The sequence below is a fragment of the Pseudomonas sp. DWP3-1-2 genome (genome assembly GCF_049896285.1).
Lineage (GTDB): Bacteria > Pseudomonadota > Gammaproteobacteria > Pseudomonadales > Pseudomonadaceae > Aquipseudomonas.
This window is the reverse complement of sequence record NZ_JAFCTZ010000001.1, coordinates 913,148-931,334: the sequence shown is the minus strand read 5'-3', so window position 1 is coordinate 931,334 and position 18,187 is coordinate 913,148. Positions and strand designations below refer to the sequence as shown.

At 59.6% G+C, this 18,187-nt stretch carries 20 protein-coding genes; 10 read left to right on the top strand and 10 right to left on the bottom strand.

Features of this window, described 5'->3' with window-relative positions:
* Positions 1-107: 107 nt before the first annotated feature.
* From ACP7B0_RS04350 to ACP7B0_RS04340, 3 genes are all read left to right on the top strand, one after another.
* Complete coding sequence (locus tag ACP7B0_RS04350; protein ID WP_426139674.1) at positions 108-647, top strand: DUF4174 domain-containing protein; 540 nt, start codon at positions 108-110, stop codon at positions 645-647.
* Positions 648-828: 181 nt separating this feature from the next.
* Complete coding sequence (locus ACP7B0_RS04345; protein WP_426139673.1) at positions 829-1,779, top strand: GlxA family transcriptional regulator; 951 nt, start codon at positions 829-831, stop codon at positions 1,777-1,779.
* Positions 1,780-1,893: 114 nt separating this feature from the next.
* A complete protein-coding gene (locus ACP7B0_RS04340) occupies positions 1,894-2,310 on the top strand; it encodes a helix-turn-helix domain-containing protein (RefSeq protein ID WP_426139672.1) in 417 nt (138 codons plus the stop codon).
* Here the strand turns inward: ACP7B0_RS04340 and ACP7B0_RS04335 are convergent.
* The 4 genes from ACP7B0_RS04335 to ACP7B0_RS04320 form a co-directional block, all read right to left on the bottom strand.
* A complete protein-coding gene (locus ACP7B0_RS04335; RefSeq protein WP_426139671.1) occupies positions 2,283-2,837 on the bottom strand; it encodes a GNAT family N-acetyltransferase in 555 nt (184 codons plus the stop codon). The two genes, ACP7B0_RS04340 and ACP7B0_RS04335, sit on opposite strands and share 28 nt — an antisense overlap.
* Positions 2,838-2,840: 3 nt before the next feature.
* Entirely contained in the window at positions 2,841-3,308 is a 468-nt protein-coding gene (locus tag ACP7B0_RS04330) for a RidA family protein (RefSeq protein WP_426139670.1), read from the bottom strand.
* Between the two features lie 119 nt (positions 3,309-3,427).
* Positions 3,428-4,474 carry a class I SAM-dependent methyltransferase gene (locus ACP7B0_RS04325; RefSeq protein WP_426139669.1) on the bottom strand — a complete coding sequence of 349 codons (1,047 nt, stop codon included), beginning with the start codon at positions 4,472-4,474 and terminating at the stop codon, positions 3,428-3,430.
* 75 nt (positions 4,475-4,549) lie between these two features.
* On the bottom strand, positions 4,550-4,828 hold the full coding sequence (locus tag ACP7B0_RS04320) for a DUF3303 domain-containing protein (protein ID WP_426139668.1): 279 nt from the start codon (positions 4,826-4,828) through the stop codon (positions 4,550-4,552).
* Positions 4,829-5,046: 218 nt separating this feature from the next.
* Between ACP7B0_RS04320 and ACP7B0_RS04315 the strand changes: the two genes are divergently transcribed.
* Complete coding sequence (locus ACP7B0_RS04315) at positions 5,047-7,410, top strand: DNA polymerase II (RefSeq protein ID WP_426139667.1); 2,364 nt, start codon at positions 5,047-5,049, stop codon at positions 7,408-7,410.
* A gap of 66 nt (positions 7,411-7,476) precedes the next feature.
* Here the strand turns inward: ACP7B0_RS04315 and ACP7B0_RS04310 are convergent, their stop codons facing one another.
* Both ACP7B0_RS04310 and ACP7B0_RS04305 read right to left on the bottom strand, forming a co-directional pair.
* Positions 7,477-7,743 (bottom strand): DUF2790 domain-containing protein, encoded by a 267-nt coding sequence (locus ACP7B0_RS04310; RefSeq protein ID WP_426140068.1) that lies wholly within the window; start codon positions 7,741-7,743, stop codon positions 7,477-7,479.
* A 256-nt stretch (positions 7,744-7,999) separates the two neighbouring features.
* Positions 8,000-8,845 (bottom strand): NAD-dependent protein deacetylase, encoded by an 846-nt coding sequence (locus ACP7B0_RS04305; protein WP_426139666.1) that lies wholly within the window; start codon positions 8,843-8,845, stop codon positions 8,000-8,002.
* A 188-nt stretch (positions 8,846-9,033) separates the two neighbouring features.
* On the opposite strand from ACP7B0_RS04305, the gene ACP7B0_RS04300 reads away from it, so the two are divergent.
* On the top strand, positions 9,034-9,876 hold the full coding sequence (locus ACP7B0_RS04300; RefSeq protein WP_426139665.1) for a PhzF family phenazine biosynthesis protein: 843 nt from the start codon (positions 9,034-9,036) through the stop codon (positions 9,874-9,876).
* 27 nt (positions 9,877-9,903) lie between these two features.
* Here the strand turns inward: ACP7B0_RS04300 and ACP7B0_RS04295 are convergent, their stop codons facing one another.
* The 3 genes from ACP7B0_RS04295 to ACP7B0_RS04285 form a co-directional block, all read right to left on the bottom strand.
* Positions 9,904-10,236, bottom strand: coding sequence for a helix-turn-helix domain-containing protein (locus ACP7B0_RS04295; protein ID WP_426139664.1), 333 nt, complete (start codon positions 10,234-10,236; stop codon positions 9,904-9,906).
* A 566-nt stretch (positions 10,237-10,802) separates the two neighbouring features.
* Positions 10,803-11,729 (bottom strand): TIGR03915 family putative DNA repair protein, encoded by a 927-nt coding sequence (locus ACP7B0_RS04290; protein ID WP_426139663.1) that lies wholly within the window; start codon positions 11,727-11,729, stop codon positions 10,803-10,805.
* Complete coding sequence (locus ACP7B0_RS04285) at positions 11,726-12,946, bottom strand: putative DNA modification/repair radical SAM protein (RefSeq protein WP_426139662.1); 1,221 nt, start codon at positions 12,944-12,946, stop codon at positions 11,726-11,728. Before ACP7B0_RS04285 ends, ACP7B0_RS04290 begins: the two co-directional genes overlap by 4 nt.
* A 215-nt stretch (positions 12,947-13,161) precedes the next feature.
* Here ACP7B0_RS04285 and ACP7B0_RS04280 point away from each other — a divergent pair, with 215 nt between their 5' ends.
* From ACP7B0_RS04280 to ACP7B0_RS04265, 4 genes are read left to right on the top strand one after another with little or no spacing between them, the layout of a single operon-like run.
* Positions 13,162-13,293, top strand: coding sequence for a hypothetical protein (locus ACP7B0_RS04280; protein ID WP_426139661.1), 132 nt, complete (start codon positions 13,162-13,164; stop codon positions 13,291-13,293).
* Positions 13,290-14,054: a zinc ABC transporter ATP-binding protein AztA gene (aztA, locus tag ACP7B0_RS04275; protein ID WP_426139660.1), complete on the top strand. Its 765-nt coding sequence runs from the start codon at positions 13,290-13,292 to the stop codon at positions 14,052-14,054. Before ACP7B0_RS04280 ends, aztA begins: the two co-directional genes overlap by 4 nt.
* On the top strand, positions 14,051-14,920 hold the full coding sequence (locus ACP7B0_RS04270) for a metal ABC transporter permease (RefSeq protein ID WP_426139659.1): 870 nt from the start codon (positions 14,051-14,053) through the stop codon (positions 14,918-14,920). Before aztA ends, ACP7B0_RS04270 begins: the two co-directional genes overlap by 4 nt.
* A gap of 39 nt (positions 14,921-14,959) precedes the next feature.
* Positions 14,960-15,841, top strand: a complete 882-nt coding sequence (locus ACP7B0_RS04265; RefSeq protein ID WP_426140067.1) for a metal ABC transporter substrate-binding protein — start codon at positions 14,960-14,962, stop codon at positions 15,839-15,841.
* 133 nt (positions 15,842-15,974) lie between these two features.
* Here the strand turns inward: ACP7B0_RS04265 and ACP7B0_RS04260 are convergent, their stop codons facing one another.
* On the bottom strand, positions 15,975-17,123 hold the full coding sequence (locus ACP7B0_RS04260; RefSeq protein WP_426139658.1) for an aldose epimerase family protein: 1,149 nt from the start codon (positions 17,121-17,123) through the stop codon (positions 15,975-15,977).
* A gap of 301 nt (positions 17,124-17,424) precedes the next feature.
* Here ACP7B0_RS04260 and ACP7B0_RS04255 point away from each other — a divergent pair, with 301 nt between their 5' ends.
* Entirely contained in the window at positions 17,425-18,138 is a 714-nt protein-coding gene (locus tag ACP7B0_RS04255; RefSeq protein WP_426139657.1) for a FadR/GntR family transcriptional regulator, read from the top strand.
* Positions 18,139-18,187: the final 49 nt, after the last annotated feature.

Here is an 18,187-nt window from a genome sequence, read left to right as displayed (position 1 = left end):
GATGGCCGAGGAGGTGATTGAGCTATACCGGTTTAGAACAAAACATCAGAAAGTGCGTCAAAACCTCCGCGTTTATTCTCAACGCACGGATTTGAAAGGAGCTGCTTATGTTTATCCGATCACTGACCATCGCCTCGTTGCTGGCTTGCGCGGGCCCCTTGCTCGCCGCAGACGGCGACACACCCTTGGCTCAGGAGCTTGGTCGGAACCGGCCATTGATCATCATTGCGCCAAGCACCGTGGACCCGACGCTGGTGAACCTGAAAAAAGCCCTGGCCGAGCCCGAAAACCAGAAGGCATTTGCCGAGCGCAATATGGTGCTTTACACCGTGGTCAATACCATTGGCCAGCGCGACGGCCAGAACCTGGATGCGCAAGCCACCATGGCACTGATTCGCGGGCTCAAGCTGGGGGCAAGCACCGGCACCAAGGTGATTCTCGTGGGCAAGGACGGCGAGAAGAAGATGGACAGGCTTGGGCCTGTGGGGCCCAAGGAGATTTTCAGCGCCATTGACCAGCTTCCCGCCGAGGAGAAAAACTTTGCGGCTCCGGCCACGTCGGCAACTGAACCCGACGCAGCGCCCGCCAAGACCGCGAAGCCCGGCAAGCCAACCAAAGGCAGCGTGCCCAAGGCACTGGAGGACTGAAGCGGCGAGGTCCGGGCTTGCAGGGCCGGGTTCAATGCGCGACGAAAAGTCAGGCGTGTGCTGCAAGTCGCTGAGCTAAAATGCGGCGCGGGGGTTGGGTGGTCGAGCTAAATCCATCATCCTGAGCGGCGATCGGATGTGCCGATCCCGCTTCCGGTCAGTTTCAAGCGATCAAGAAACCATGAAAACCGTTGCAATCGTAGTGTTTCCCGATTTCCTGCTCCTGGATATGGCTGGCCCTGTCGAGGTGTTTTCCATTGCCAACCGTTACCTGCACGCGGAACACCATTACCGTCTGTTGACGATCGGCACACAGGCATCGGCCATTCGTGCTTCCAATGGCGTTTCGGTGCAACCGGACCTGTGCCTCACTGAGGCACCGAAAAGCTACGATCTGTTACTCGTGCCCGGCGGCCCGGGGGCCTACAACGATAGAATTCCGGCGCTGTTTACGTGGTTGACCGAGGCGGCTCAGCAATCAGGCCTGTATGGTTCGATTTGCACCGGCGCGTTCATTCTGGGCCATGCTGGCTTGCTGGACGGGCATCGCGTGACTACCCACTGGCATTACACCGAACGGCTGATCAGTGGCTTTCCGGCCGCGAAGGTCACCACCGACGAGATCTACATCAAGGATCGCCGGTTGCTCACGTCGGGCGGCGTCACCGCAGGTATCGATCTGGCGCTGGCCATTGTTGCTCAAGACCATGGCAGAAAAGTCGCACTCGACGTCGCCAAAGTGCTGCTGGTGGTGATGACGCGCCAAGGCGGACAGGCACAGTTCAGCCCGTTGGTGGCCGCTGTCGCGACTCAGGAAACCCCGGTGACTCGGGTACAGAACTACCTGCTTGATCACCTGGAAGAGGAATTCACCATCGAGCGAATGGCAGCGATGGCCTCGATGAGTGCGCGACACTTTTCCCGTGTGTTTGTCCGTGAGGTGAAGATGACGCCCATGGAGTTCATTCAGAGTGCCCGGATCGACAACGCCCGCAGCCTGCTGGAAACCACCACATTACCCCTCAAGACCGTTGCGCACCGTAGCGGCTTCGGCAGTGTGCGGCACATGAGTCACCTGTTCAGCGAGCGGCTGGGGCTGACGCCAACCCAGTATCGGCAGCAGTTCGGCTAGGGGCGGATGTCTCTGTAGAGCATCGTATTGTCCGTTACGCTCCTTTCAGGCGTCTTGTCTGAACAGGGACGACTGCCAAGATATCCAGGGATATCCTGGCAGCGGACCACACTCATGCAAACACACGTCGATAACACCAGCAGCGCCGCTCACACCGCGGCGGGCGAGGGGCAGCCTGAGGTTACGGGCGGCCTGGCACCCTGGCGACTGGAACGGGTAAAGCAGCAGATTCTGGCTGACCTGAGCAGGAAAATATCCGTTCCGCAGCTTGCCCAGTCGTGTTCTCTGTCACGAAGTCATTTTTCCCGGGCGTTCAAGCGCAGCACCGGGATGTCCCCCCAGGACTGGATTCGTCACCAGCGCATTGCCCAGGCCAAGAAGCTCATATCGGGCTCCCGGTTGACGCTCACGCAAATCAGCGCTGAATGCGGCTTCTTCGATCAGGCACATTTCTCCCACATGTTCACCAGAACCGCAGGCACCAACCCGGCAGTCTGGCGATTTCATGCGCTCGCCTCGTGCGTTGACTGATCGGGTAACTCATGGCCAGGAAGCATGCGCCACAGGTGGACTTTGGCAATGAACTGGCCATCCAGCGACATGGCAAAGGGCTCCAGACCAAAGCGCTCGAACCCCAGCCGTGTGTATAGCCTCATAGCCGCCGCGTTGTTCTCGCTCACCGTCAATTGAACCAGTCGTGTACGAGGCCGAGTGGCGGCATACGCCAGCGCCGTCTCCAACAGCGCGCGGCCCACGCCATGGGCTTGATGCGGACCGGCGACATACATGCCGAACAGGCTTGTCTTGTGGCGGGCTTTGCTTCGAGTGTTGAACCCGATACCGACAACGCCCACGATCTGGTCCTGTTCCAGCGCACCGAACACGACCTCAGAGGCCTGCTCATCCGGCGATAACCGTGCCTGCCACCAGTCGAGCGGCAAGTCGGCACGTTCGCTGGCCGAGGATGTAAAGGCTTCAGGATGCAGGGCGTAAGCGTTCAACATCAGTTGGCGGTAAGCGATTGCATGGTGCGGTTGCAGGCGTAAAACCGTGAACATGCGCTAAACCGCCGCGATCAGGTCGAGTTCTACCGTGGCATTCTTCGGCAGCTGGTAAACGCCGATTGAACTGCGGGTGTGGGCACCGGCCTCGCCCAGCACGAAAAAGAGCACATCGGACGCGCCGTCGGCTACTTCGCTTTGCTGGGTAAAGTCTTCGCTGCATTGTACATACAGCGTCATGCGCAACAGGCGTTTGACCTCATCCAGCGACCCCAGGCTGCGCTGCAACAGCGCCAAGGCGCGCATGGCGCAGATTTTTGCCGCCAGTTGTGCCTGGGCGAGCGTCGCGTCGGTACCGGCCCGGCCCGTCACCACAACCGTGTCACCCACCCTGGGTATCTGGCCGCTGATATACAGTTCATTCTGATGACGAACCACGGAAACGTAGTTGCCGCCAATCTTGATTTCGCCCTCGAAGCTGTAACCCAGCGCCTCGGCGGTTTGTCTGAATCGAGCGTCTGCTGACATGAGGAATCCTGCGTACGGGTGAACAACGAAGGGCTCGACTATATCGCGTAATCACGGCCATTTGACTGTTGCTGCGGGACGCCGTAGCAACAGGCGTCCCGCAGCGTGGGTAGCCTCAACTACTTACGGGCTTCGATAATCAGGTTGAACGGTGTTTCAGCGGCCCGGTGTACGTGACTGAACCCTGCCTGTGTCAGCACATCCCGCAGTCGCGCTTCGCCCGCCTGGGCGCCGAGACCCAAGCCAACTTCCTGAGAAAGGGAGTTCGGCGTACAGATGAAGGTCGACGCGGCGTAGTACAAACGTCCCACCGGCGTCAGGTTTTCATCCAGCGTGTCCTGGGCAAACGGTTCCACCAGCAGCACGGTGCCGTCCTGTGCCAGCGTTTCATAAGCATGCCGGGCCGCGCCGACCGGATCACCCATGTCGTGCAGGCAATCGAAGTAGCAGATCAGATCGTAATCGTTGCTGGGAAAATCCTTCGCGGAAGCTTTCTGGAAGCGGGTTCGATCACCGACGCCGGCTTGTTCGGCACGCTGGGTCGCGGTGTCGATGGAGGGGGCGTGATAGTCGAAGCCGATGAATCGAGAGCCGGGAAACGCCTGGGCCATGACCACGGTCGAGGCACCGTGGCCGCAGCCGATATCCGCGACGCTTGCTCCGGCCTTGAGTTTTTCCACAACGCCGTCCAGCGCGGGCAGCCAGTCGGCCACCAGGTGCGCGCGGTAACCCGGCCTGAAAAAGCGCTCGGTGCCGCTGAACATGCAAGGATGGTGGTCACCCCAGGGCAACGCACCATCGCCACGCATGGCGGCGACCATTTTGTCCTTGTCATGGAACAGCGCCGCGACCACGGCGGCACCACCGGTCATATAAACCGGGGAATCTTCGTTTCCAAGCACCAGAGCCTGTTCTTCAGGCAACCGAAACTGTCCGTCATAATGCTCAACGTAGCCTGATGCCGCTTGGGCGCTGAGCCATTCACGTATCAGGCGCGCATTGCAGCCAGTCTTGTCGGCCAGGGTTTGCGGCGTGACGAACTGGCCGTCGGCCAAGGCCTGATAAAGGCCGAGTTCTTCACCCAGTATCACATTGGCAACGATGGCCGCTGCGCCCATGTCGTAGACCAGTTTGCCCATGAAGTCGTTAAGTTTTGCCTCATCCATGGCGTGTCCTCCTCTCAAGGGGCCGCCTGGCATGCAGTGCAGTACGCCCGCACCCGGCGGCGGCCGTGTGGATGGTTATTGTCCGAGCGTGGCAGCGAGCAGCGGGGCGGCCTGGTCATCCGTCAGGGCGGGATGCACGTCCATAGTCAGCAGATCGCTCCATTGCAGTACCCATGTCTGGATCAGGGTGATGTCTGCGGATTCTGCGATACCAAAGCCGGTCATGCCGCCCACGGCATGCCAACGACCGAGCAAGGTAACGCCTGCAGGCGGCACGGCACCGGTCTTGAGGAAGCGCTCGATGGCGCGGTTACGGTTTTCGGAATTGACGGACCATTTGACGATAAACAGCATGGGGCACCTCCTGAGAAGGTCGGCACCTGGGTTGTCTACGCATCCGGCTGGCGCCGTGATGACCGACGCGCGTCTGTCCCAGCGACGTCGCCGTGCGCTGAAACGACTGCTCCAAAGGAAGGAATAGCAGCGTTTTCGCAGGTGTCGCTGACCGGTGATCTTTTTTCTGGTCAGCCAAGTAGAATCACGCCCTGATTGCGGTTGAGAGGTTTGCGGTGGTGGACGTACAACAGGGCTTTATCCTGAGCCGACACTGGCGCGACACGCCTGACGGCACCGAAGTCGAGTTCTGGCTGGCGACCGACAACGGTCCTCGGCATATCCGTTTGCCTTGCCAGCCCAGCGTGGCGTTCATACCCGCCGAACACCGTGAGCGGGCCGAAGCGGTACTGCGCAGCGAGCGGGATGTCGAACTGCGGCCATTGAGCCTTTGCGATTTTCGCCATCGACCGGTGCTGGGCCTTTACTGCCAGCAGCACCGCCAGTTGATGAGCCTCGAAAAGCTGCTGCGCAAGGGGGGCGTCGATGTCTATGAAGCCGATATCCGACCGCCCGAGCGTTACCTGATGGAGCGATTCATCACGGCCGGCGTGCAATTCAGCGGCGTGGCGGATGGCAACGGCACGCTGTGCGAAGCGCAGATCAAACCCGCCACACAATACCGGCCTGATTTACGCCTCGTGTCCCTGGACATCGAAACCACCGAGAAGGGCGAGCTGTACTCCATTGCGCTCCAGGGCTGTGGTGAGCGGCAGGTGTATATGCTGGGGCCCGCCAATGGTGATGACAGCGGTGTGGATTTTGAACTTGAGTATTGCGACACCCGCAAGCTGTTGCTGGAAAGGCTCAATCAATGGCTGGAGCGCCACGATCCCGACGCGATCATCGGCTGGAATGTCGTGCAATTCGATCTGCGGGTGCTCCATGAACACGCCCAGCGTCTTCAGGTGCCCTTGCGCCTGGGGCGTGGCGGGGAGGCCATGGGCTGGCGCGAGCACGGTTCACGCAATAATCATTTTTTTGCCGATGCCAGCGGCCGCCTGATCATCGACGGCATCGAAGCGCTGCGCTCGGCCACCTGGAGCTTCCCGTCATTCAGCCTGGAAAATGTCGCCCAGACACTGCTGGGTGAGGGTAAAGCCATCAGCACGCCGTACCAGCGCATGGACGAAATCAACCGCATGTTCGCTGAGGACAAGCCAGCGCTGGCCCGCTATAACCTCAAGGACTGCGAACTGGTTACGCGCATTTTTGCCAAGACCCAGTTGCTGACGTTTCTGCTGGAGCGGGCATCCGTGACCGGGCTGCCGGCGGACCGCAGTGGCGGATCGGTGGCTGCATTCTGCCATTTGTACATTCCGTTGATGCACCGCCAGGGTTTCGTGGCACCGAACCTGGGCGAGCGCATGCCCGAGGCAAGTCCCGGCGGGTTTGTGATGGACTCACAGCCGGGCCTCTATGAGTCGGTGCTGGTTCTGGACTACAAAAGCCTGTATCCGTCGATTATTCGTACGTTCCTGATTGACCCCGTGGGTCTGGTGGAAGGCTTGCGACACCCCGACGATGAGGCGTCGGTGCCGGGCTTTCGTGGGGCACGCTTTTCCCGCACGCGGCATTGTTTGCCGGCCATTGTCGAGCGGGTCTGGCAGGGCCGGGAAACCGCCAAGCGTGAACACAACCAGCCGCTGTCTCAAGCGCTGAAGATCATCATGAATGCGTTCTACGGGGTGCTGGGCTCCAGCGGTTGCCGGTTCTTCGACACCCGGCTGGCGTCGTCCATTACCCTGCGGGGCCATGAGATCATGCAAAGAACCCGGCAACTGATCGAAGCCCAGGGCTACACCGTGATCTACGGCGACACGGATTCCACCTTCGTCTGGCTCAAGAGCCCCCATGACGAACAGGCTGCGGCGCAGATCGGACAGACGCTGGTGCGTCAGGTCAATGAGTGGTGGCGCGAGCACCTTAAAGACACACTGGGCCTGAATAGCGCGCTGGAACTGCAGTTCGAGACCCACTTCAAACGGTTTCTCATGCCGACCATTCGCGGTGCGGAGGAGGGCAGCAAGAAGCGTTACGCCGGGTTGGTCAGGCGCGCCGACGGCACCGACGAGATGGTCTACAAAGGCCTGGAAACCGTGCGCACCGATTGGTCGCCTCTGGCGCGGGAGTTTCAGCAGGCGCTGTACCTGCGTATTTTCAATCGTCAGCCGTATCAGGACTACGTGCGCCAATATGTGAGCCGCACGCTGGCGGGGGACGTTGATGACCTGCTGGTCTACCGCAAGCGGTTGCGGCGGCGGCTGGATGACTACGAGCGCAACGTACCGCCCCATGTACGGGCGGCGCGTCTGGCGGACCAATTCAATGACCTGCATAACCGTCCGCGGCAGTACCAGAATGGCGGCTGGATCAGCTACGTCATCACGGTGGCAGGACCGGAACCCCTGGAAAACCAGCACTCCCCGATTGATTACGATCACTATGTCACCCGGCAACTGCAACCGATTGCCGACGCCATCCTGCCATTCGTGGACGATGAGTTCAGTACGTTGATCGGCGGGCAACTGGGGTTGTTTTAGCGATGGCGAGCGACATCTGGCGCAGCGGGAATACATAAATATCGTGTTGAAGTTGCCCCGTGAGAATCAGCCGTTGGAACAGCCATTACCCATAACTTGATAACGCATGATGTGGCGTTGTCCGTGGGAATCTTCATACGCCATTTCGACGAGAACCGGGCCGCATACATTTGGAACGTCCGAAGTGGACAGTACTTTCGCGATATCAGGGTGGTCTCCGTAGGCGTAGTCTTCGACCGGCGTGCCTTCCGGGTTGTCCACGGTGCTGCCTTCCAAAGCCAGCGCATGAGCGCTTGCGCCTGTGAATGCCATCGCGATGAGCACCCTTGAGATATTCATTTGATTGTCCTGGTGGGAAGTTGGCGAGCAAGTAGTCACGTTATTGCACGCCCCTGTTTAACGCCTCAACTTGCCGGAAGTGGAAGTTGAAGTTAATGGCCAGTGGGCGATGGCGCGCATGGTAGAAGTAATGATCGCGAGGGGGTAGTCGTTATTCTGGAAAACACTTTCTACAAAAAACGTAATAATCCTGGCATCACGTGGGTGAATTTAAATACAGTCCCTGATAATTGTTCAATGTCCAGTGGACTTAGGTCGAACCCATTCTTTGCATCAACTCAGGCAACAACACGTCACAGGACATCTCGATTTTCATGTCCAGCAGGTCGTCGGCCCGGGTTTTTCCAAAATTGATGGCCACCAGCGGCTTGCCTTGGGCGCTGACGGTTTTGCAGAGACGAAACGCTGAGTAAGCCATCAGGGATGAACCCACAACCAGCAGGCCATCCGCCTCTTCAACGCTGGCCAGCGCCTTGGCGGCAGTGGGTGCCGCGACGTTTTCACCGAAGAACACCACGTCCGGCTTGAGTCGCTCACCGTTGCAGTGAGGGCAGCAGGGCACTCGAAAGCGCGCCTCGAAAGCCGGGTCCAGCAAGGTATCGCCGTCAGGGGCCTGAACCGCGTCGACCCCGGCCAGATAAGGGTTGTCCGCTTCCATGATCTGTTGGATGTGCGCCCGATCAAACCGCTGGGCGCAGTCCAGGCACAGCACCCGATGCAGACTGCCATGCAACTCGATGACGTCGCTGCTGCCCGCCTGATCGTGCAGGGTATCGACATTCTGGGTAATCAGTCCGGCGATGTGCCCGGCGTGCTGCAGGGCAGCCAGGGACCGATGTGCCGGGTTGGGTTGCGCCGAGCGAATCCGTGGCCAGCCGAGCATGGCGCGCGCCCAGTAACGGCGACGGGAGTCCTGCGCAGCGAGGAACTCCTGGAACATCATCGGCGCCTTGCCCCGGCGCACACCGTCGCTGTCCCGATAATCAGGAATGCCCGACGGGGTGCTGATCCCGGCCCCGGTCAAGACCATAAAGCGCTTATCAGCCAGTAGCGAACGCAGGGCTTCGACGGGGGACGGCGACAGGGTGTCGAGCATGTGCAACCTCCAATGGCGTGTGCAATCCCGGGCGCGGGGCCGGCGGGGCGTCCAACTCGAAGGAATACTAGACGAGGCACATTGTCGGTGGCGAATTAAAACGGGTGCGCCGACAGCGTCAGGCAGACTTGGCCTTTGCTGGTCCTCGTGCCAATCTCGCGCTCTTTGGGTTTGGAAATGAGGCGTACATGAGTCGTTTGCAGTTCAAACAAGTGGATGTCTTTAGCAAACAAACCTTGATGGGCAACCCCCTGGCGGTGGTGCTGCACGCCGATGAGCTGAGTGATGCCCGAATGGCGGCGTTCGCTCGATGGACCAATTTGAGCGAGACCACCTTTTTACTTGAGCCGGTCGATCCGCGTGCAGACTACCGCGTGCGTATCTTCACGACCGTGCAGGAGCTGCCATTCGCCGGGCACCCAACCTTGGGCACCTGCCATGCGTGGCTGGAAAGCGGTGGCCAGCCCAAGGGTGAAGAAATCATTCAGGAGTGCGGCATCGGTCTGGTTCGCATTCGTCGACGAGGCAACCAGCTTGCCTTTAAGGCCCCACCGCTGCTGCGTTCGGGCCCCGTCGAAGCGGTCTTGCTTGAGCGCCTACGCGTGGTTATGGGGCTGGGCGAGGGGGCGATCATCGAGGCGCGCTGGGTCGACAATGGCGCCGGGTGGCTGGCACTGCGCCTTACCGACCGCGCCACGGTGCTGGGGCTGGCGCCTGATTATGCGCAGCTTGCCGGTTTGGCGATCGGGGTCTTCGCACCCTGGGATGTTGTGCAGGATGGCGATGAGGCGCAGTTCGAGGTCCGGGCTTTTATCGCCGGGGATGGCATGCCCGAAGACCCGGTCACCGGCAGTCTGAATGCAGGAATCGCCCAATGGCTTCTTGGGGCCGGGCTGGCACCGGACAGTTACATTGTCAGCCAGGGGACGGTCATGGGTCGCCAGGGCAGGGTCCACGTTGAGCGGGTCGGCGACGACATCTGGATCGGTGGCGAGGCAGTAACCTGTATTGATGGAACCCTGGCGCTTTAAAGCGGGTGGGCTACTCGGCACAGGTCTTCAAACCTGGGCATCGGCGATGAACAAAGTGCTGACCAGCCGTTTGATGTCATCCTGCACGTCGTCCGGCAAACCATCGAGCTCCGTGAGCAGCTTCATGTCACCCGCTGTCACGGCTTCAACCGCCAGGACTTTGCGTGTGCCGGTAATCACAAACAGCACATCTACGCCCGCCTCGGCGATTGCGCCCAGATAGCCCGCATTGGGGAAGCGCTTGCCTCTTTCATACAGCCCTTGGGCATTGGCTTCGATACCGCCAATAGCTCCAAGCTCCTGCTGGGAAAGATCCAGCCTTTTTCTTTCCGATTTTAGCCGGGTGCCGATGCCTTCCATTTGAGATTCTCTTGATCCTGAAGCGTTTTGACTGAGGGTTCTAGGCGCGGTTTGTGCAAGGCAGCTTAGCAGATGGGGTGACGCTTTAGTTTTCTCCTTAGTCGGTTTCACCCTTCATCTTGTTGAAAAGCTGAATATTCTTCAACTGCCGATGTTGTCTGGTCTACTCCAGATTTAGAAGCTGCGGGAATAATAATCGCGCTGAAGCGCAAAACGTGTTGACGCGGCCCGAGGTCGGCCTTGAAGGCTGCTTGCTCAACTATGCACGGTCGCAGGTCTGAAGTTGCGTCAGTTCTGTGAACATTACATGCGTTTATTGGGTGGCTGGATTCCGGAGTGCCCTATCAACTTTCACGATCGGGTAATGGCGTGATCGGTTCGGCGGCGCACCCTTGCGCAGGTGGAATTCATTGAGTGCAATACAGGGAGGGCTCATGGAAGGTCAATGGACTATAAAAGCCGGGGCTCATGATAGGGCGGTGAACTAATGTATCTAACTCATTACATTACCGCATTCGATACAGGCTCGCCGTAGAGCGCTGCGAAGTTATCGCGTTGATGCGCCTTTAACCCAACTCTTCCGTAACCTGCCTGGCCTGATCCTGTGCTGCTGTCTTGGCAGTACCAGGGGTTCGTGTAATACGCTTGCCGGGTTTTGCCGCGATCTGGCTGGCCTGGCCATCGCGCTGTTTACCGGTTCTGGCTTCGCTGATCAAGGCAGGAATCAAAGGGCCTTCCGGGAGGTTTTTCCAGAAGCGCGCCGGAAGGTGTCCTTGCATGACTTTCGGGTTGAGTCGCGCAGGATTGAAGATATTGCGGTAGTAAGTCAGCCAGAGTTCGCCATGAGGGTCGTCTGGCTTGCGCGCCAGTTCTTGCCAGGCTACGGGGCAGACACGTTCGTGGCTTAACTGTTTACCGTCGAAATAAACCCCGTCTTGAGGTGTCGCGATCATCCAGCGATGCAGCCCCATACGGCCGATGAAGTGTTGGCTGGCGCTGTGCAGAATGTCGTGGGCGGGTTCGTGCCAGGCCACATAGTGGGGGCGCAGCCGCTCAAGCCGTGTTCGCTCTTGCGCCGACAGTTCTTCAGGCAGCTCCAGAGGCGGCAGTGCCACGAAGCGTAAAAAAGCATGCAGGTGATGGGCTTCGCGACTGACTTGTTTGATGCGTCGGTGTAGCTCGCTGCCCAATTTGTCGCCGGCCAGCATGGCCGTGCGATCGCCATGACTGACCCGCCACAGAACCTCATACAACAGACTCCAGCGTTGCTCGCCCCGATAACAGGCGGCGTTCGCCAGAAGCTCCAGCAACGCCGACGGGATACGTGCCTGAAAGGGACCGGCCTGTTGCGGGAAGTCTTCATCGGTCGCAAACAGGTCCTTCGCTGTATCTGACGACCAGCTCACCTGACTGGGATCGATCTGATGGCTGAGCAGCCAGCGTGCCTGCTGCCGCCAGGTGTCGAACAGGTTGTCGCAGTCCAGGCTGATCATCCCCACAACCCCAATTGTTGAGGCTGCGGTTTGTCCCGCAGTTGCAGGTGCAGCATTTCGCTGCTGCTCTCGGCCTGCGGTGGGTGGTAGTCGCTGGTGATGATGAATGGCCTGGCCTTGGCCAGTACGCAGCGCAGACGCGTCAGGTCTTCATAGCGAATCCGTCGCTGCAGGCGCAACTCGACCAGGCGCTTGGTCGTGCGTATGCCGATCCCTGGAATGCGGGCGATCAGCGAGGCTTCGGCGCGGTTCAAATCCAGCGGGAAAATCTGCCGGTTGTTCAAGGCCCAGGCCAGCTTCGGGTCGATATCCAGCGCCAGATGCCCCGGCCCCTTGAACAGTTCGTTCACTTTAAAACCGTAGCCGCGTAGCAGAAAGTCAGCCTGATACAGCCGATGTTCGCGCATCAGCGGCGGGGCGGCCAGGGGGACGCTTTTCGGGCTGTTGGGTATGGGGCTGAAGGCCGAGTAATACACCCGACGCAAGCCGAAGTCGCCGTACAGGGTTTCGGCACTTTGCAGAATGGTGCTGTCGTCGGTTTCATCGGCACCCACTATCATTTGCGTGCTTTGCCCGGCAGGCACGAAGCGCGGTGCCCGCGGTTCGTTGAGAATCGTTTGTTGCCCGGTGTAGATGGTCTTCATGGCCTGCTTGATGGACGCTATGTCCTTTTCCGGAGCAAGGGTCTTGAGGCCCAGGTCCGTTGGCAACTCGATGTTGACGCTGAGGCGGTCGGCATAGCGGCCCGCCTGCTCAATCAGCAGCGGGTCGGCTTCCGGAATGGTCTTGAGGTGGATATAGCCTCGGAAATGATGCTCTTCGCGCAGCAGCCGTGCGACTTCGATCAGTTGTTCCATGGTGTAGTCCGCCGAGCGAATGATGCCCGAACTCAGAAACAGCCCGCTCACGCAGTTGCGTCGATAGAAATCCAGCGTCAGGGTGACCACCTCCGCCGGGCTGAAGCGCGCCCGGGGCACATCGCTTGAGCGGCGATTGACGCAGTATTGGCAGTCGTACAGACAAAAGTTGGTCAGCAGGATTTTCAGCAACGAGACGCAACGGCCGTCCGGTGTATAGCTGTGACAAATGCCCATGCCATTGCTGGAGCCGAGCCCGGCCTTGCCCTCTGAGCTGCGCTTGGGCGCACCGCTGCTGGCGCAGGAGGCGTCGTACTTGGCGGCATCAGCGAGGATGCTGAGCTTTTCGATCAACTGCATGGAAAACCCCGATACTGTTTGAATGTACAGTATTCGCTCGCGCCTGCTCGATCAAGTGCCGCAGCAGGGCATTGGTCGCAAAGGCTGGAAACAATCCGGAGAGACGGGCGAGGATGCAGGCGGGAGGGGCAACGCACGGAGGTTAAATGTTATTTTATAACGCTCGCTGCTTTTGCTATGTAATACTGTAACAAATAGTTGCAGGTTCCTGCCCCATGAAAGCTCCCCGCGTCCCGTCCATCTCCGGTTCAATGTTGTCCCAGTCCGCCTGGAAACGGCTATTGCTGGCGCTGGCCATGTTGGTGCTGCTCTGGCTGGCCATCGTATGGGCGGTGGCGATTCCATGAGTGCAGCGATTGCGTTGAACGACCTGACCGTAGCCTACGAGCGGCGTCCGGCGGTGCACCATATCAGCGGGCGTTTCGAGGCGGGCAGCCTGACGGCCATTGTCGGCCCCAACGGTGCTGGCAAATCGACGCTGATCAAGGCCATCGCCGGGACCATGAAACCCGCTGCCGGGCATGTGGATCGCGGCCGTCTGGCGGCGAAAACCCTGGGTTATCTCCCTCAGGCCGCGGAGATTGATCGCAGTTTTCCCCTCAGCGTGGCCGACACCGTGGCCATGGGGGCCTGGCACAGCATCGGTCCGTTCAGGGGGTTGAGTCGTGACCTGGCCCAGCGCACCCAGGCGTCGTTGCAAGCGGTGGGGCTGGACGGTTTTGAAACGCGCAGCATCGGCTCGCTGTCGGCCGGGCAATTTCAGCGTGTGCTGTTTGCCCGGTTGCTGCTGCAGGACGCCTCGGTGATTTTGCTGGATGAGCCGTTCAACGCCATTGACGCCCGCACGACCCGGGACTTGCTGGAGCTGGTGCGTGTCTGGCACGGCCAGGGGCGGACGGTCATCGCGGTTTTGCACGATATCGATCAGGTCCGCCAGCATTTCCCCCAAACCTTGTTGATGGCGCGGGAAGCGATTGCCTGGGGCGAAACCGCTCAGGTGCTGAGTGCTGTGAACCTGCGCAAGGCGCGCAATATGGCGGAGTTCTGGAGCGCTGACGCCGAGTTGTGTGCGCTGGATGACGAAGCCGGGCAGGAGCGCCGGGCATGATGCTGTATTCCGTTCTGGTCGAGCCTTTTGTCGAGTTCGGGTTCATGCGTCGGGCATTGGTGGCGTGTCTGGCGTTGGGTATCGGTTCAGGTCCCGTGGGCGTGCTGCTGATGCTGCGGCGCATGAGTCTGGTGGGCGACGCCATGAGCCATGCGGTGCTGCCGGGTGCCGCGCTGGGCTTTTTATTTTTCGGTCTGTCGTTGCCTGCCATGGGCGTTGGTGGGTTGATCGCCGGGCTGGCGGTGGCGCTGCTTTCCGGGCTGGTGAGCCGCCTGACAACCCTGCGCGAGGACGCGAGCTTTGCCAGTTTTTACCTCACGTCGTTGGCCGCCGGGGTGATGATCGTCTCCCTGCACGGCTCCAACGTTGATCTGCTGCATGTGCTTTTCGGGACCATCCTGGCCATTGATGCCGATGCAATCTACATGGTCGGCGGCATCGCTTCTTTCACCGTGCTCCTGCTGGCGTTGATCTATCGGCCCTTGGTGCTGGAGTGTTTCGACCCCGGCTTTCTGCGGGCGGTGGGCGGGCGCGGCTCGCTGTATCACGTCCTGTTTCTGTTGTTGGTGGTGCTCAATCTGGTGGCGGGTTTCCAGGCGCTGGGAACGCTGATGGCGGTGGGCATGATGATGTTGCCGGCCACGGCGGCGCGTTTCTGGGCCACTTCGCTGAGCGCGCTGGTGGTGATTTCCACCGGGGTGGCGACGCTTTCGGGGTTAATCGGCTTGATTGTTTCTTACCATTTGGGCGTCGCGTCAGGCCCGGCGATTGTGCTGACGGCCAGCGCTTTTTATGGGGTTTCCCTGTTGTTCGGTCGCACGGGAATCCTGAGGCAATTGTTTCCAAAACCGCATTTGGCTCACTGAAACTCCCTGGCAAAACGGAAGAACCTGATGAAAAGATCGATGCTGTTCAACTCAATGGCAGCCTTGGCGCTGTCTGCGTTTAGTGTGCTGGCCCAGGCCAAACCCCTGGAGGCGGTGGCTTCGTTCACGGTCATTGCCGACATGGTGCATAACGTGGGCGGTGATCGGGTGCATGTCACCTCGCTGATCGGGCCCAATGGCGACCCGCATGTTTACGAGCCGACTCCGGCGGATGCCCAGGCTTTGAAAAAGGCCGATGTGGCGTTCGTCAGCGGCTTGCATCTGGAAGGCTGGCTGGACCGTTTGATCAAGGCCTCGGGTTATAAAGGTCAGCCGGTGGTGTTGTCCGACGGCATAAAGACCCGCAGCATGGAAGAAGACGGCAAGCGCATCACCGATCCCCATGCCTGGAACAGTGCGGCCAATGGGGTGATCTATGTGCGCAACATTATTGCGGCCTTGAAGAAGGCCGATCCGGCAGGTGCCAGCGTCTATGAGGCCAACGGCGAGCGTTACATGGCTCAGTTGCAGGCGCTGGACGCCTATGCGCGGGCGCAGATCCAGTCGATCCCGGTACAACAGCGCAAGGTGCTGACCTCCCATGACGCCTTTGGCTACTTCGGCGATGCCTATGGCGTGACTTTCCTGTCGCCGCTGGGTTTCTCCACCGAGTCGGAACCCTCGGCGGCGGACGTCGGCAAGTTGATTCGTCAGATCAAGGCCGAGCACGTGAGCGCGTACTTCTTTGAAAACTCCGGCGACCCGCGTCTGGTCAAGCAGATCGCCGACGCCAGCGGCGCGCGGCCAGGCGGCGAGCTGTATGTTGAAGCCCTGTCGCCCGCCGATGGCCCGGCCGCTAGCTACGCGCAGATGTTCCGCTACAACGTCGACAAGCTGACGGCGGCGATGAAGGGGGAATAGGACTGTCGGGTTTCTGAACCCTTGGGGGGAGGGCATTCACTCCCGAAAAGGTGCCATTCGGACGACTCAACAATCGCCTGGAAAAGCACCTTCGGGAATGAATGCCTTTTACCGAGTCACCTGGCGATCCTGATTACGGCTTCAGGAACTTGAACACAGTGGTCTGGGTGTAGGTCTGGCCCGGATCAAGCCGTGTGCTGGGGAACGTCGGCTGGTTTGGCGCATCCGGGTAGTGCTGGGTTTCCAGGGTGAAGGCGCTCCAGTGCGGATAGACCTTGCCTGCTTTGCCATGGATGGTGCCGTCCAGGAAGTTGCCGGTGTACAGCTGCACGCCGGGCTCGCTGGTGAACAACTGCAAGCGCCGCCCTGATTGCGGATCGCTGACCTCTGCCGCAAGTTTGCTCACATCCCCTTTGGTGTCCAGCACCCAGTTGAAATCAAAACCGCCTTGCTTGGGTTCGGCGTATTTCAGTTGTGGGTGATCAGCCTTGATGTGCTTGCCGATCGGCGTGGGCTTGAGAAAATCCATGGGCGTACCGCTGACGGCTGGCAATTCGCCGGTCGGGATCAACTTCTCATTGACGGGCGTGTAATGGGACGCGTGCAGGGTCGCCACTTGTTTGAGCACATCGCCGTTGCCTGCGCCCGCCAGGTTGAAGTAACTGTGGTTGGTCAGGTTCAGCACGGTGGGCTTGTCGGTGGTGGCGTGGTACTGGATTTCCAGCTCGTTTTTCTCGTTCAGGCTGTAAGTCACCTCGGTCTTCAGCGTGCCGGGAAAGCCCATTTCGCCATCCGGTGACACATAGGTCATTTTCACACCCACCCAATCCTTCCCCTCGACGGGTTCGGCCTTCCAGACCCGCTTGTCAAAACCTTGAGTGCCGCCGTGCAAGGCGTTGGTCTTGTCGTTTTGCGGAACCTGATAGGTCTTGCCGTCCAGGCTGAACGTACCCCCCGCAAGGCGATTGCCAAACCGCCCGATGGTGGCGCCGAAGTAGACCGTGCCGTTGTCTTGATAACCCTTCACGTCGTCAAAGCCCAGCACCACATCGTCAACCTTGCCGTTTTTGTCGGGTACCAGCAATGACTGCAAGGTCGCGCCGTAGGTGATGACATTGGCTTCCACACCCTGGCTATTGCGCAAGGTGTACTTCTCGACGGCGGTGCCATCGCGGGTCGCGCCGAAGGAACTGTGTTGGCTGGTAAGTCCGGCCGCGTTGGCCGTCAGGGTGGCGATCATCAGGGACAGTCCAAAACTGCTGAGGAGTGAAGAGGGTTTCATGGTGGGTCTACCTTTTTTGTTTTATGCAGCGCCGATTTCTTGGCGATGCGGTGGGGGAATCACACAAATCTCGATTGATTGGTAAGACTATTAATCCTCGTTTTTATCGATAAATGGATTTATAGACGATAAAACGTCACTTGAAAATTTAATCGTAATACTATTTAGTAGCTGAACGGAACGAAAGGTTCGCTCAGACAGATAGACATGGCTGATTTCCGACCCGTTGCCAGGTTGACGGTCAATCATGTGATGATTAGCCTCGGTTCGCGGAATATCCGCGCAGTGAGGCGTACGCGTCATGAGCAGTAATTTTCACGCGTCAACAGTGGATCGGTTGGGTGCCTGGATCGCGGCAGGCAACGTATTGCCGGGTCAGGTGTTGAAGGTAGAGGCGGTGCTGGCCGAAGAGCTGGGCGTCAGTCGCACGGTGATTCGCGAGGCCATCAAGACGCTGGTCGCCAAAGGCTTGCTGGAAGTCGGTCCCAAGGTCGGGACCCGCGTCATGCCTTTGCGCAGCTGGAATCTGTTCGACCCGCAAGTGGTGAGTTGGCTGGCGCGTAAAGGGCTGTCCCGGGACTTTGTGAAGGATTTGCTGGATCTGCGCCGCACCATAGAGCCGATGGCCGTGCGGTGGGCCTGCGAACGGGCCAGCCCGCAGCAGATCGTCGAGATACAGGTGGCGTATGAGGCGCTGGCGAAATCGGTGGCTGACATGGGCGACTACAACCTGGCGGATCGCCGCTTCCATGAAGCGGTGCTGGCGGCGAGCCACAATCAGTTTATCGAGCAGATGTTGCCAGCGTTAGGCGCACTGCTGGCCGTATCGTTTGAAGTGTCTTCGGCAGTGCCGGGGGAGTTGGGCAAGACCCTGCCACTGCACAAGGATCTGGCCGACGCGATTGCGACACGGGATGCCGCGCGTGGTGTGTGGGCCTGCATGGCTTTGATCGAGCAGGCGGCGGTTGTCATAGACGGCTTCTTTGCCAGGCGGTCAGCCACACACCCTGACTGACGCGTAAATGCAACACAGGCAAGACGAAAAAAATAATAACAAGGGTACG